11 protein-coding genes are annotated in these 13329 nt (G+C 45.3%); 10 read left to right on the top strand and 1 reads right to left on the bottom strand.

Annotated elements, in window-relative coordinates; all coding sequences use genetic code 11:
• Positions 1–262: 262 nt before the first annotated feature.
• The 10 genes from caiT to K5Q92_RS20890 all read left to right on the top strand — a co-directional run bounded on the left by caiT (position 263) and on the right by K5Q92_RS20890 (position 11331).
• Positions 263–1819: an L-carnitine/gamma-butyrobetaine antiporter gene (gene caiT / locus K5Q92_RS20935; RefSeq protein WP_220770807.1), complete on the top strand. Its 1557-nt coding sequence runs from the start codon at positions 263–265 to the stop codon at positions 1817–1819.
• Positions 1820–1860: 41 nt separating this feature from the next.
• Positions 1861–2997 carry a crotonobetainyl-CoA dehydrogenase gene (gene caiA, locus K5Q92_RS20930; RefSeq protein ID WP_028766819.1) on the top strand — a complete coding sequence of 379 codons (1137 nt, stop codon included), beginning with the start codon at positions 1861–1863 and terminating at the stop codon, positions 2995–2997.
• A 231-nt stretch (positions 2998–3228) separates the two neighbouring features.
• Positions 3229–4455, top strand: a complete 1227-nt coding sequence (gene caiB / locus K5Q92_RS20925) for an L-carnitine CoA-transferase (RefSeq protein ID WP_220770806.1) — start codon at positions 3229–3231, stop codon at positions 4453–4455.
• Between the two features lie 10 nt (positions 4456–4465).
• Entirely contained in the window at positions 4466–6019 is a 1554-nt protein-coding gene (gene caiC, locus K5Q92_RS20920) for a crotonobetaine/carnitine-CoA ligase (protein ID WP_220770805.1), read from the top strand.
• 61 nt (positions 6020–6080) lie between these two features.
• Entirely contained in the window at positions 6081–6866 is a 786-nt protein-coding gene (gene caiD / locus K5Q92_RS20915; RefSeq protein WP_220770804.1) for a crotonobetainyl-CoA hydratase, read from the top strand.
• Positions 6867–6958: 92 nt separating this feature from the next.
• Positions 6959–7810 (top strand): MaoC/PaaZ C-terminal domain-containing protein, encoded by an 852-nt coding sequence (locus K5Q92_RS20910; RefSeq protein WP_220770803.1) that lies wholly within the window; start codon positions 6959–6961, stop codon positions 7808–7810.
• Between the two features lie 140 nt (positions 7811–7950).
• Positions 7951–8550 (top strand): carnitine operon protein CaiE, encoded by a 600-nt coding sequence (gene caiE, locus K5Q92_RS20905; RefSeq protein ID WP_220770802.1) that lies wholly within the window; start codon positions 7951–7953, stop codon positions 8548–8550.
• 105 nt (positions 8551–8655) lie between these two features.
• Positions 8656–9663, top strand: a complete 1008-nt coding sequence (locus K5Q92_RS20900; RefSeq protein WP_259649657.1) for an alpha/beta hydrolase — start codon at positions 8656–8658, stop codon at positions 9661–9663.
• A gap of 182 nt (positions 9664–9845) precedes the next feature.
• Positions 9846–10742, top strand: coding sequence for a LysR substrate-binding domain-containing protein (locus K5Q92_RS20895; protein ID WP_220770801.1), 897 nt, complete (start codon positions 9846–9848; stop codon positions 10740–10742).
• A 115-nt stretch (positions 10743–10857) separates the two neighbouring features.
• Positions 10858–11331, top strand: coding sequence for a peroxiredoxin (locus K5Q92_RS20890; protein WP_220770800.1), 474 nt, complete (start codon positions 10858–10860; stop codon positions 11329–11331).
• 15 nt (positions 11332–11346) lie between these two features.
• Here K5Q92_RS20890 and K5Q92_RS20885 read toward each other — a convergent pair whose 3' ends face one another.
• Positions 11347–13302: a methyl-accepting chemotaxis protein gene (locus K5Q92_RS20885; RefSeq protein WP_220770799.1), complete on the bottom strand. Its 1956-nt coding sequence runs from the start codon at positions 13300–13302 to the stop codon at positions 11347–11349.
• Between the last annotated feature and the right edge of the window lie 27 nt (positions 13303–13329).

The following is a 13329-nucleotide window of genomic DNA, read 5'->3' as shown; positions in this document are numbered from 1 at the left end:
ACGTGATAACGATCACTGTATGCCTAAATATTGGCTGGCATGATTCTTACGCAAATCAGCGGGCTTGAAATAACTAATTAATTATCTATAAGCGTATTTGGTTTTATAAATAATTAACTTTATTGTTTGGTGATTGATTTTGTTTGCTAGTTATATTTATTGATTAGTGATTTATAACTAAAAGTAAATGATTAAATTCGAAAGTACTTAGTTTAAAACTTTAACAATTATCCTCCTAAAACAGAGAGGGAGAAGTATTGATATGAACGATAAAACGATGGATGTAAATGCCACTGTTGGGAAGAAGAAGGTCACAATTGACCCCATTATCTTTTTTCCTTCATTAATTGCCGTCATATTACTTTCTTACTTTACAGTAAGGGACTTAGATGCGGCGAACGTTGCGATTCAAGAAGTATTCCACTATTTAACTCACTCTTGGGGGTGGGCATTTGAGTGGTACATGATCTTTATGGGAGCTGGTTGGGCTTGGTTAACATGGGGACCATACTCAAACAATCGTTTAGGCCAGGAAAAGCCTGAATTTAGTACTGGAAGTTGGATCTTCCTAATGTTTGCTTCTTGTACCTCAGCAGCGGTGCTGTTCTGGGGTTCACTAGAAGTATATTACTACGTGACTTACCCGCCATTCGATCTTGCCCCTTTATCTGTCCAAGCTAAAGAGTTAGGGCTTGCATATAGCTTATTCCACTGGGGTCCACTTCCTTGGATGGGTTATGGCTTCTTTACTGTGGCACTCGGTTACTTCCTTTTCGTTAAGAAAATGGACGTGGTTCGCCCAAGCGGCACCTTAGAGCCTGTGTTAGGTAAGCACCATAAAGGTTTTATCGGTATCTTTATCGACAACGTCTATGTGGTTGCATTGATCCTTGCGATGGGTACCAGCTTAGGTCTGGCGACTCCACTGGTTACTGAATGTATTCAATGGCTATTCGGTATTCCACGTACCCCTGAAGTTGACACCATCATTATCTCTGCATGGATCATTTTCAATGCTATTTGTGTGGCCTTCGGTCTAACTAAGGGCGTTAAGATTGCAAGTGACCTACGTAGCTACTTAAGCATCATCATGTTGGTGTGGGTGTTCCTTATCGGTGCAACGAGCTTCACCATCAACTACTTCACCGATTCTGTAGGGGTGATGTTAGAGCTTCTTCCTCGCATGTTGTTCTATACAGCGTCTGTGAGTGGCGGCAGCTTCCCTCAAGACTGGACCGTATTCTACTGGGCTTGGTGGGTAGTGTATGGCATCCAGATGTGTATCTTCTTAGCTAAGATCTCTCGTGGCCGTACTGTACGCGAACTCTGTTTGACTATGGTTGCCGGTCTAACTGCTTCTACCTGGTTCCTATGGACCATCCTAGGCAGTAACACCATGAGCTTGATGAATGAAAACATTGTCAACATGCCACAACTGATTGAGCAGTATGGCGCGGCAAGAGCCATCATCGAAACATGGGCTGCATTACCTTTCAGCACAATCACAATGTGGGGCTTCTTCATTCTATGTTTCCTTGCCACTGTGACCTTAGTTAACGCCTGTTCTTACACCCTAGCCATGTCGACCTGTAAAGGTGCCGACGCTGATAACGAACCACCTATCTGGGTTCGTGTGGGCTGGTCTGTGCTTGTGGGTGTTATCGGTATTGTTCTGTTATCACTTGGTGGTTTGAAGCCGCTGCAAACGGCAATTATTGCCGGTGGTGCACCGCTGATTATCGTCAACATCATGATCATCGTCTCTTTCTTAAAAGATGCTCGTAAAAATAATTGGAAACCTGTCGGTGAAGAGGCTTAGCCACACCTGGGATCCACAGTTGAAATTGAGAGGAATAAATAATGGATTTTAAATTAACCGACGAACAAGAGCTTTTTGTAGCAGGTATCCGCGACTTAATGGCTAAAGAAAACTGGGAAAGCTATTTCGCAGAGTGTGATGAGAATAGCCAGTACCCAGAGCGCTTCGTTAAAGAGCTAGCCGAGATGGGCATCGACAGCTTGTTATTGCCTGAAGAGCACGGTGGATTCAACGAAGGCATGGTGACGCTAGCCGTGATCTGGGAAGAGTTAGGTCGCTTAGGCGCACCAACATACGTGCTATATCAACTACCAGGTATCACTACGATGCTAAGACACGGTAGCCCAGAGCAGATCGATAAGATCATGGCGCTTCGTGGTACAGGTAAGCAGATGTGGAACTCAGCGATCACTGAGCCTAGTGCGGGTTCTGATGTGGGTAGTTTGCTAACCACTTATAAGCGCCGTGATGGCAAAGTGTATTTGACCGGTAGTAAGTGCTTCATCACCAGTGCTGCAGGTGCACCTTACATCGTGGTTATGGCTAAAGATGCTGACTCTGAAAAACCAATCTTCACTGAGTGGTTTGTCGATATGTCTAAACCAGGCATCAAGATGAGCAAGTTACCAAAGCTAGGCTTGAAAATGGATAGCTGCTGTGAGCTTCAGTTTGACGAGTTTGAGCTAGAAGAGTCAGACATGTTTGGTATTGAAGGTAACGGTTTCATGCGCGTTAAAGAGGAGTTTGACTCTGAGCGTTTCCTTGTGGCCTTAACTAACTATGGTGCAGCGTATTGCGCATTTGAAGATGCGGCTAAGTACGCTAACCAACGTGTTCAGTTTGGTGAAACGATTGGTCGCTTCCAGTTAATCCAAGACAAGTTCGCACACATGGCTATCAAGCTTAACAGCATGAAGAACATGGTTTATGAGGCGGCTTGGAAGTGTGATAACGGCACGATGACTTCAGGTGACTCTGCAATGTGTAAGTTCTACTGCGCTAATGCAGGTTTTGAAGTCATTGACTCTGCAATGCAAGTGCTAGGTGGTTATGCGATTGCGGGTGAGCACCGTATCAGCCGTATGTGGCGCGATATCCGAGTTGACCGCGTCTCTGGTGGTTCTGATGAAATGCAGATCCTGACCTTAGGTCGTGAAGTGTTAAAGCGTTACCGCTAAACATTGCATAGGTAACAGGCTAGGTACTGAGTAAGTGAGTACTTAGTCTGGACGGCAACTAGATTGGGATTTGAGAGCCTCTTTTTAATTTTAAGCAGATCGACACTGCTTCTTAAATCCCAGCGGGTTGCCGTTAATCACTGTAGTGCTTGGTAAATCCCAATTATGACTATCTTCTCGACGCTGTTGTCGTGATGAATTTTTGTTCGAATATTTAGAGAGATGGGTATCATGTCAAATAAATTGTCCACACCTACGTTTGGTCCTCTTTCTGGTTTGAGAGTGGTGTTTTCTGGTATTGAAATTGCGGGTCCATTCGCAGCACAAATGCTTGCGGAGTGGGGCGCTGAGGTGATTTGGATCGAAAACGTTGCTTATGCGGATACCATCCGTGTACAGCCGAACTACCCAGAGCTGTCACGTCGTAACCTTCATGCATTATCACTTAATATTTTTAAAGACGAAGGCCGTGATGCATTCCTTAAGTTAATGGAAACCACAGACATTTTCATCGAAGCGAGTAAGGGGCCTGCATTCGCTCGTCGCGGGATCACAGATGAAGTGCTATGGGAACGTAATAAGAAGTTAGTCATCGCTCACTTATCTGGCTTCGGTCAGTATGGCACCGATGAATATACCAACTTACCTGCCTACAACACGATTGCTCAAGCATTCAGTGGCTACCTAATTCAGAACGGCGATATTGATCAGCCAATGCCAGCCTTCCCGTACACAGCAGACTACTTCTCAGGTATGACGGCAACCACTTCAGCACTCGCTGCACTATACCGTGTACGTGAAACCGGTGTCGGTGAAAGTATCGACGTGGCTATGTATGAAGTGATGTTGCGTATGGGTCAATACTTCATGATGGATCACTTCAATGGCGGCGAAGTTTGCCCACGTATGACTAAGGGTAAAGATCCTTACTACGCAGGTTGCGGTCTATATAAGTGTGAAGATGGCTATATCGTCATGGAGCTTGTGGGTGGTATGCAGATCGAAGAGATGTTCAAGGATATGAATATCATGCATCTGTATGGTGGCGAAGAGATCCCCGCTGGTACACAGCTAATTCATCGTGTTGAGTGTCCATTCGGTCAACAGGTTGAAGATGCCTTAGATGAATACTTAGCACATAAGAGCATCGAAGAGGTGTTGGCAAGATTTGCCGAGCTAAACGTCGCTTGTGCAAAAGTGTTAACCATCCCTGAGCTTGATAGCAACCCTCAGTATATTGCGCGTGAATCGATTACTGAATGGAAGAACATCGACGGTAAGACCTACAGAGGTCCAAACGTGATGCCTAAGTTTAAGAACAATCCAGGCCAGATCTGGCGTGGTATGCCAAAGCACGGTATGGACACGGCTGCAATCTTGGAAGATATCGGTTACACCGCAGAGCAAATACAGAGCTTAAGCGAGAAAGGCTTAGCAAAAGTATCTGAGTGTAAGTGAGGCTAGAAGAATGGATATCGTTGGTAGCAAAACATTAAGATGCATGTGGGATGAGCGTGCTCGTAAATTTAGTAATAACACAGCGTTGGTTTATGAGGATGCTGCCGGCGATGTCCAAGAGTTTACCTATAGTCAACTGAACGACGAAATTAATAGAACCGCTAACTTATTTTTGAGTCTAGGCATTAATAAAGGCGATAAAGTTGCGGTGCAGTTATATAACAGTCCGCAGTTTATTTTCTGTTGGTTTGGTTTAGCCAAAATAGGCGCAGTTATTGTGCCTATTAATAACCAATACTTATTTGATGAGAGTCTATTCATTATAAATAAGTGTGATGTTAAAGCCGTCGTTATTGAAGAAGAGTTTCTCGCTATTTATAGCAAGATGAAACAGCAAGTAGGTAACTCAATAAATAATATTTTGGTTACAAGAACGACTAATCCTGAGATATCGGAAGTGATGAACTTCGATATTCTAGTGAGCCAGCAAGCGGCTGAGTTAGTCAAACAGGTCACCATTAGTAGTGATGATGTGGCCGAAATATTATTTACCTCAGGTACAACATCGCGGCCAAAAGGTGTGGAGATCACCCATTGTAATTTGCAGTTTGCAGGCTATTACACGGCGTGGCAAACCTGCCTGAGAAGCGATGATACCTACTTAAGCATGATGCCAAGTTTCCACATCGACTTTCAATGTAATGCCGCCATGGCAGCATTTACCGTTGGCGCTAAGTTGGTGATGCTAGAGAAATACAGCGCACGTAAATTCTGGCAACAGATCTGTGATTACAAAGCGACGATTACTCACAGTATGCCTATGATAGTTCGCACCTTAATGCTGCAGCCTAAAGTGGCAACTGAGCGTGACCATTGTCTACGTGACATGCTGTTTTTTTTGCATATTTCAGATCAAGAGAAGTTGGATTTTGAAACCCGCTTTAATGTGCAACTGTTTAACTCTTATGGCATGACAGAAACCTTAGTGGGCCTGATTGGTGATAGCCCAGCAGAGGAACGTCACTGGCCGTCAATAGGCCGTCCCGGCCTAGGTTATGAAGCCAAAATTGCCGATGAAAATGGTCAAGAACTGGCTGCGAATGTGGTGGGCGATCTTTGGGTGAAAGGTGTACCCGGTCGCACGATCATGAAGGGCTACTATCAAGACCAAAAATCGACTGAAGAAGTATTAAGTGCCGATGGTTGGCTCTATACCGGTGACAAAGCCTATGTCGATGAAAGTGGTTTATTTTACTTTGTTGATAGAAAGACAAATATGATAAAGCGCTCCGGTGAAAATATTTCCAGCTCCGAAATTGAAAAAGTTTTAATGTCCCATCCCTATATTCTCGATGCTGCTGTTATTGGCGTGCCAGATTTAATTCGCGATGAGGCCGTTAAAGCATTTGTCATATTTAATGAGGGTGTGTCTTTAAGTGTCGAGCAAATTTTGCAGTACTGTGCTGAAAATATGGCGAAATTTAAAGTTCCATCTTTTATCGAAATAAAAAAATCTTTTCCAAGAACCTGTACCTGCAAAGTACAAAAAAAACTTCTGATGTGAAGTTAACTTAATTAGCTTTTAAATAAATGAGTCTGAAGTGGCTCTATATTGGAGTATTAGCATGAGTGAATCATTACACGTTACCCGCAATGGCGCTATTTTAGAAATTACTCTTGATAGACCAAAGGCCAATGCGATTGACGCAAAAACAAGTTTTGAAATGGGTGAGGTTTTCTTAGCGTTCCGTGAAGATCCTGAGTTACGTGTGGCGATTATCACGGGTGCAGGTGAGCGCTTCTTCTCTGCAGGCTGGGACTTAAAAGCGGCTGCCGAAGGCGAGGCTCCGGATGCGGATTTCGGTCCAGGCGGATTTGCAGGCTTAACTGAAATTTTTGATCTTGATAAGCCAGTGATTGCAGCTGTAAATGGTTACGCATTTGGTGGTGGATTTGAGCTAGCGTTAGCGGCCGACATGATTGTCTGTTCTGAAAATGCCAGCTTTGCGCTGCCAGAAGCCAAGCTAGGTATCGTACCTGATAGCGGCGGTATGTTGCGTCTACCTAAATTGTTACCACCTGCAATCGTGAATGAATTGATGATGACCGGCCGTGGTATGGGCGCTGAAGAAGCACTGCGCTGGGGCGTGGTAAATCGTGTGGTTGAAAGTGAGCAATTAATGGAAAGCGCCCGTGAATTGGCGCAACAGATTGCCCAAGGTGCGCCACTAGCTATTGCAGCGATCAAAGAGATCTACCGTGAAACGAGTGAGCTTTCAGTGGAAGAGGGCTATCGCCATATTCGTGCTGGTGGCCTGAAGAATTACCCATCGGTTCTGCATTCTGAAGACGCATTAGAGGGCCCATTAGCCTTCTCTGAAAAGCGCGATCCTGTGTGGAAAGGTAGATAGGTTTCAAGCTGTTTACGCTCGATAAAGCCTGATGTTTCTATGAGATATCGGGTTTTATTTTAACTGTTTGTCGGTAATGGAAGGATTTACAGATGGCGTTGAAATTAGAGATGCAAGGGCAAACCTATGGCCCATTCGTTAATGAGTATACCGCTAGAGATGTGATGCTGTTTGCACTGGGCTGTGGCGCGGGAAGCGACGGTAAAACCGATCTCGATTATGTGTATGAAAAGCAATTAAAAGTATTGCCAATCTTTGCTGCAACCCAAATCGTCGATGCGGAGGTGACTAAGACGATAGATTATGGCTTTAATTGGGGTGGCTCTTTGCATTGGGGCTTCGATCTGCATATCCATCAGCCGCTGCCGATTAACCCTGGGAAGTTGACCACTAAGGTACTGCTGAAAGGGCTGTTTGATCGCGGTGAGGGAAGAGGCTGCTTGGCTCAACACATAGGTGAAACCTTCGATGAAGCGGGCACTAAGCTGTTTACCAATGAAAGCTGGGATTGCGCCTTATATGACGGTGGTTTTGGCGGCCCCAAGGCGCCTAAAGACATTGTCGAAATCCCTGACCGTGAACCTGACTTTGAAGTCGAGCAAGACATTCCATTAAACCAAGCACTTATCTACCGTTTGTCTGGCGATGATCATCCGCAACATGTGGATTGGGAATATGCGCAGGAGTTTGGCCATCCTAAGCCAAACCTACATGGAGTCAGTACCGCTGGCGTGGCTTGTCGTCATGTTATTCAGGCGATGTTTCCCGGTGAGCCTGAACGTCTTACCCGTTTTAAGACTAGGCTGACTAAATCCTTGTATCCGGGCTGCAGAGTCAAAACTCAGATCTGGAAATGGAGCGACAATTGTGTCCATTTTAGAGTCGCGGATGCCAAGGAGCCCGATACCTTCTACCTCAACTTTGGTCTCGTTGAGTGGAAGTAAGCCTGTATAGGGGGCTTTTGCCTCCTGTCTAGAAAAGGTGTAGAGCTTAACTACATCTGTATTTAGCAGTTAGGTCTTAATGTTAGAGACCTAACAGCTAAGTAGAGAGCCGTGTGAATTAATGAAGAGTGGAACAGTTTATGCCCTGCTATGAATTTGAAGGATTAGTACCCGTGGTCGATCCAACTGCTTATGTGCATCCAACAGCAGTACTGATTGGTGATGTCATTGTTGAAGCTGGAGTGTATATAGGTCCCAATGCTTCATTGCGTGGTGACTATGGCCGCTTGATCTTGCAGCGGGGCAGTAACCTTCAAGATGGTTGTATCATGCACGGTTACTGCGACATGGATACGGTCGTCGAGGCGGATGGCCATATTGGCCATGGGGCGATTTTGCATGGCTGCGTGATCAAGCGTAACGCCTTAGTGGGGATGAATGCCGTGGTCATGGATGGTGCGGTCATTGGTGAAGATAGCATTGTCGCCGCCATGAGCTTTGTCAAAGCTGGCTTTCAAGGCGGGGCTAAACAGCTGCTAATGGGCCAGCCCGCCAAAGTGGTGCGTGAGGTGACCGAACAGGAGCTGCACTGGAAAGGACTCAATACGCTGGAGTATCAAGTCTTAGCCCAGCGTTCAGCAAAAACAATGCAATTGGTCACGCCGTTAACTAGGTCTGAAGCCAATAGGCCAAGACTGAAAGGGGTGACTGAAGTGCAACCTAAGGCTCTGCCTGCATAATTCAATTAATCAATGCCGCCTGAGCGAGTCATAGGGGCTCGAGGTTTAGGGGGAATGCGATCCCGATAACGCTTAAACCGATTAGCGCCTCAGGCGGCACACTTCATGATTGCAATATTAAGCAGTTGTCCCCGCGTAGGGGCGATGATAGAGAAGGAAAGTGGTATGCCGTTAGATCCAAAAGTCGCGCTGTATTTAAAACAAGTACGAGAGTCCGGTGCCAAGGCCTATGAAGATATGACCCCGGCGGAATCAAGACGTCTCGATATGAATGAATTGACTAAAGCCCGGGCAGATAGAGTGCTTGAGAGCGTTGCTGCGATTGAGTATAGCTTTATTCCCGGCCCCACAGCCGATCTTCCTGTGCGAATTTATCGTCCAACAGTTTGTGCCAATGATGAACCGCAGCCTGCCATCATTTTTATTCATGGTAGTGGTTGGGTGGTATCGAATATCGAGACCAATGATCATTTTAGTCGTGCGCTTGCCAATCGCACAGGTTCTGTTGTGGTAGCAATTAATTACCAGAAGGCACCTGAGCATAAGTTCCCTATTCCAATGGATGACTGCTATGCATCGACATTATGGATCTTTGAGCATGCAAGCTTGCTGGGATTGGATCCAAAGCGTATCGGTATTTTGGGAGACAGTGCTGGTGGAAACCTTGCAGCCGCTGTCACTTTGAGGTTACGGGATGAAAAAGGGCCGCAATTGGCGTTTCAGGCTTTGGTCTACCCGGCAGTGAAGTATGGTTGGCAGACCCCGTCGGCCATAGCTCACGCAGAAGGTTACCTATTGCAGCAGGCGAGTATGAAGTATTACTGGGGGCATTATTTACGCAGTGAAGCTGATGCACAAAACCCCTATTGCTCTCCGTTAAATGCACAGAGTCATAAAGATTTGCCACCAACCCTGATCTATACCGCCGAATTTGATCCCTTGTGCGATGATGGTTATCTCTACGCACGAGAGCTACAGGGCTGTGGGGTAAAGGTTAAATACCGTTGTTTTGATGGCGTGATCCACGGCTTTATTAAAATGCTTGGAGTATTTGACCAAGCAGATGAGTTTCTCTATGAGTTTAAGAAGGATCTGATAGATATTTTAGAATGATCCACTGAAATTTGCTTTGCATGTGTTCGCAAAATGAACAGTTTCGTGAGCTTGTTCGAAGATCTGTTAACTTGTTCCCTTGGGTGAGTGAATTCATATTTTATTGTGGTCACAGTTACATTTTTACGCTCAAGGCTTGTGCTAATCTCGAGCATCATGCACTTAAACTATGTATATAAAATATGAATCATAATATCCCTTTAAGGGCGTTACAGGTTTTCGAATCATGCGCAAGGTTGGAAAGCTGCTCACTCGCTGCGAATGAGTTATGCATCACCCAGAGTGCAGTCTCACAACAGATAAAGCTGCTTGAAGACTACTTCTTAGAAAAGCTGTTTCATCGCAATGCAGGTAAGATCACCTTGACTGAGTCAGGCTTGGAGCTGAGGCAAAGGCTAGCGCCAGTTTTTTATGATTTAAATAGTGTTTGTGCGAGTTTAGTGCCTGATATGTCAAACGAGGTTCGCGTTCATTCATACAACTCTTTGGCTGCACGCTGGTTAGTGCCTAAAATGGCGAAGCTGAGAAAAGAGCATCCTGAATTCAATATCAATGTTGGTATGTTCCAAGATGATGTCGAGATGAGCGATATGATCGCAGACATCTTTATTATCACCCGCGAATGCCAAGACGGTTATACCATTACTCCGTTAGTTGAAGAGAAGTTAGTGGCTTTTTGTAGCCCTGAATACTTGCAAAAACACCCTGAGATCTCCTTAGCGACCTTCCATGAGCAGACATTGCTTTACTCAAAACATAAAGACTATGGTGTCGATTGGGAAGGCTGGTTTAGATATAACAAAGTTGCAGTCGGCCCCTTACAACGAAAAATTATTTTCAATCATAATATGCTGGCGGTACAGGCGGCAATTTTTGGTCAGGGGATCGTGTTAGGTTTAGAGCAAACACTACAAGTAGAGTTAGATTCAGGAAACCTTGTGAAGTTGGATCTCCCCCATTGCTATACAGGCTGGACCTACTCAATTGCCTATAAGTCATCAAGAAAACGAGACGCCCGTATAACCAAGATTGTAGATTGGATTATTAAAGAATATGCCGCGACAATGGAGTCTCAGTAAGCCGTAGTCGCTGATAAAAGGCCGACTTTAACAAAGCCCTTACTCTCTCTCGGTGTTTGTTTGCTGCCAATTTTATTAGCATACCTTTTGACTAACGATATTAAAGAGGCTTCTCATGATTGAAAAAGGACAAACATTGCCAGCAGGAACCTTGGCTGAGCTTACAAAAGATGGCATGGTAACTCATGATATTACGGAGCTTTTTTCTGGAAAAAAGGTCGTTTTATTTGCGGTTCCAGGTGCATTTACTCCCACTTGCTCAGAAGCACACCTTCCAGGTTTCGTGGTTTTTGCCGATCAATTAAAAGATAAGGGCGTTGATCTTATTGCCTGTATCTCAGTGAATGACGCATTTGTTATGAAAGCGTGGGGCGAAGCGCAAAATGCGTCTGAATTAATGATGTTGGCGGATGGCGATGCCAGTTTCACCAAATCATTAGGGCTTGATATGGACACAGGAAACTTCGGTGGTGTTCGCTCACAGCGTTATGCGATGGTGATCGACAATGGCGTTGTGACTACGCTAAATGTCGAGGCACCTAAATCCTTTGAGGTCAGTACGGCAGAAGCGATTTTAGCCGAGCTATAAAACGGCTTTATTGCATCAAGCAGTCTTAATGTTAAGGCTGCTAATTCCGAGACTAATTTCGATGCTCGTGACACTTTGCTCTACCTCAGAGGCAATGACTGCCGATTGCTCTGATGCTGCCTTAGCATGATTTTTCATGCTGTTCATCGCTGTGGCGAAATCATCTAAATAACAGACCTGTTGCTGTGTGTGGCTGGCTCCCTGTTGCGCCGAGAGTGCCATATTGCTGGCTTGAGCTTGTACGCTCTGTGCGAGTTGCCACAGCTTTTGAGTTCGTTGTTTTTGTGTTTGTGTAGCGTGTTCTATGCCGTTCATTCTATGGTCTAAATCGCAATTAGCCGCAGTTAGCTTTTCTAAAATCCCCACGATCTCTTTGAGTGATATCTGCGTGCGTTGAGATAGATTTCGTACCTCCTCTGCAACCACCGCAAAGCCGCGCCCCTGCTCACCGGCTCTGGCTGCTTCAATGGCGGCGTTGAGCGCCAATAGGTTGGTTTGCTCGGCAATATTGCTGATCACATCGATGATCCGCGACACATCGCTAACAGAGGTAGTTAGGCTAGAAAGAGCATGATGGCAGTGTTGCACAGCGCTTTGCGTTTCGTCGGTGGCGTTGAGCACTGCTTGCGCTTCTTGCTGACTTTGCAACATCTGCTGCTGGGTCTGCTGAGCGTTATATTCAACTTTTTCAGAAGTGTCACAGGCTTCTTTAGCTAGCAGGCGAATATGCTCTGTTTGTTCTTGGGCTGTAAGTACAATTTTCTGGGTTTGCTCTGTGCTAGTTGAAATGTGGCCTATACGATTGACCAGTTGGCTTAATGAATGGGACACCTGAGAGATCTGCTTGCGCTGCAGCTCCTCCTCTTCCTCGAAGCGATCGAGCAGTTGATTGAAGTAGAGGGCAATTTCACCCGTTTCGCAGCGGCTATAGATGGCGATCCGTTCTCGGCTATTACTTTCGGTGAGTTTACGAAAGGCGTGGCTAAGCTGTTTTAGTGGTTTGACTACCCGTTGTTGTAGCAGGATCGGGTAAGCAACGGCAAATAAGATCAGTACCGAAACCATGGCATAGATAGCAAAGGTTAATTGTTGTTTTAGCTGTTGGTTTTGCTGACGTTGTTGGTCGCCCAAGAGCATTAATTGTTGCTCAATAGTATTAATATCTTGATTCAAAAGCCGCTGGGAATCTTGGTTCTCTGTCAGCTGGTTATGGGTATTGCTGATCTCTTTACTGTACCGCTTAGTCAAACTTAACAGCTCGGCGATGGTATCCTCTCCAATTTCGATGGTTTCTGGCTCATCTTCGCCAAGGGAGAACTCATCCTGTTCCTCTGCTGTGTAGAGCCCAATAAGTGGCAGGTTTGTCAGCTGATTGTTCCAAGCTTCAAGCTCATTAATGTGGCTTGATAGAATAGGTTTTAGGTGCTTTTGCTTACCGATCAGGTAGCTATCACTTAACTGCGAGAGTTCGTAGACAAGTGGTGGTAGGGAACGAGTTAATACCAAGTATTGGTTGGCTAAGTTTGGATGTTCATTTTGGCCAAGAATAGCGTAGTCGACTAAGCGGTTATTGAAATCTAACATTTCAGATTCAGCATGGGCTAAAAGCTGTCTAGGGTTGCCTGATAATTTTCCTGCAGTGCGGTATTCACTGTTTAAGGCTTGGGTAAAACGAGTTATGAACTGTTGCAGTTGCTCTGTATCAAGCGCATTTAGTTTAGCCATTTTAGTGGCCAACTCGGTTAATTTCAGCTTGGCATTTTCAAGTTTGATGCTATTGCCACTTAACAGATAGCTGTCGATTTCTCGTCTTATATCGACTAGAAAGCTGTGTTGGACCTCTTGCAACGCCGTCGTCTGCTGCTCTATATATTGGCGTTTGTCGTTACTGAATAATAGGATGGCCGCCAGCAATGCCGCGATAGCAACAAGTGCAGTGGAAGCAGAAAGAGAGAGGGTGGATATTTTCATTGTGCGCGCCAAGTCTAAAACATGGCG

This window comes from Shewanella sp. MBTL60-007 (assembly GCF_019654915.1).
In the GTDB taxonomy this organism is placed as follows: domain Bacteria; phylum Pseudomonadota; class Gammaproteobacteria; order Enterobacterales; family Shewanellaceae; genus Shewanella.
Note: the sequence above shows the minus strand (reverse complement) of the source record. Positions and strands in the feature narration are given on the sequence as shown.

What these genes read in the sequence shown, in the direction of transcription:
- caiT (WP_220770807.1), top strand. Translation starts at nt 263, where the DNA reads ATGAACGATAAAACGATGGATGTAAATGCCACTGTTGGGAAGAAGAAG.
- caiA (WP_028766819.1), top strand. Translation starts at nt 1,861, where the DNA reads ATGGATTTTAAATTAACCGACGAACAAGAGCTTTTTGTAGCAGGTATC.
- caiB (WP_220770806.1), top strand. Translation starts at nt 3,229, where the DNA reads ATGTCAAATAAATTGTCCACACCTACGTTTGGTCCTCTTTCTGGTTTG.
- caiC (WP_220770805.1), top strand. Translation starts at nt 4,466, where the DNA reads ATGGATATCGTTGGTAGCAAAACATTAAGATGCATGTGGGATGAGCGT.
- caiD (WP_220770804.1), top strand. Translation starts at nt 6,081, where the DNA reads ATGAGTGAATCATTACACGTTACCCGCAATGGCGCTATTTTAGAAATT.
- K5Q92_RS20910 (WP_220770803.1), top strand. Translation starts at nt 6,959, where the DNA reads ATGGCGTTGAAATTAGAGATGCAAGGGCAAACCTATGGCCCATTCGTT.
- caiE (WP_220770802.1), top strand. Translation starts at nt 7,951, where the DNA reads ATGCCCTGCTATGAATTTGAAGGATTAGTACCCGTGGTCGATCCAACT.
- K5Q92_RS20900 (WP_259649657.1), top strand. Translation starts at nt 8,656, where the DNA reads ATGATTGCAATATTAAGCAGTTGTCCCCGCGTAGGGGCGATGATAGAG.
- K5Q92_RS20895 (WP_220770801.1), top strand. Translation starts at nt 9,846, where the DNA reads ATGAATCATAATATCCCTTTAAGGGCGTTACAGGTTTTCGAATCATGC.
- K5Q92_RS20890 (WP_220770800.1), top strand. Translation starts at nt 10,858, where the DNA reads ATGATTGAAAAAGGACAAACATTGCCAGCAGGAACCTTGGCTGAGCTT.
- K5Q92_RS20885 (WP_220770799.1), bottom strand. Translation starts at nt 13,302, where the DNA reads ATGAAAATATCCACCCTCTCTCTTTCTGCTTCCACTGCACTTGTTGCT.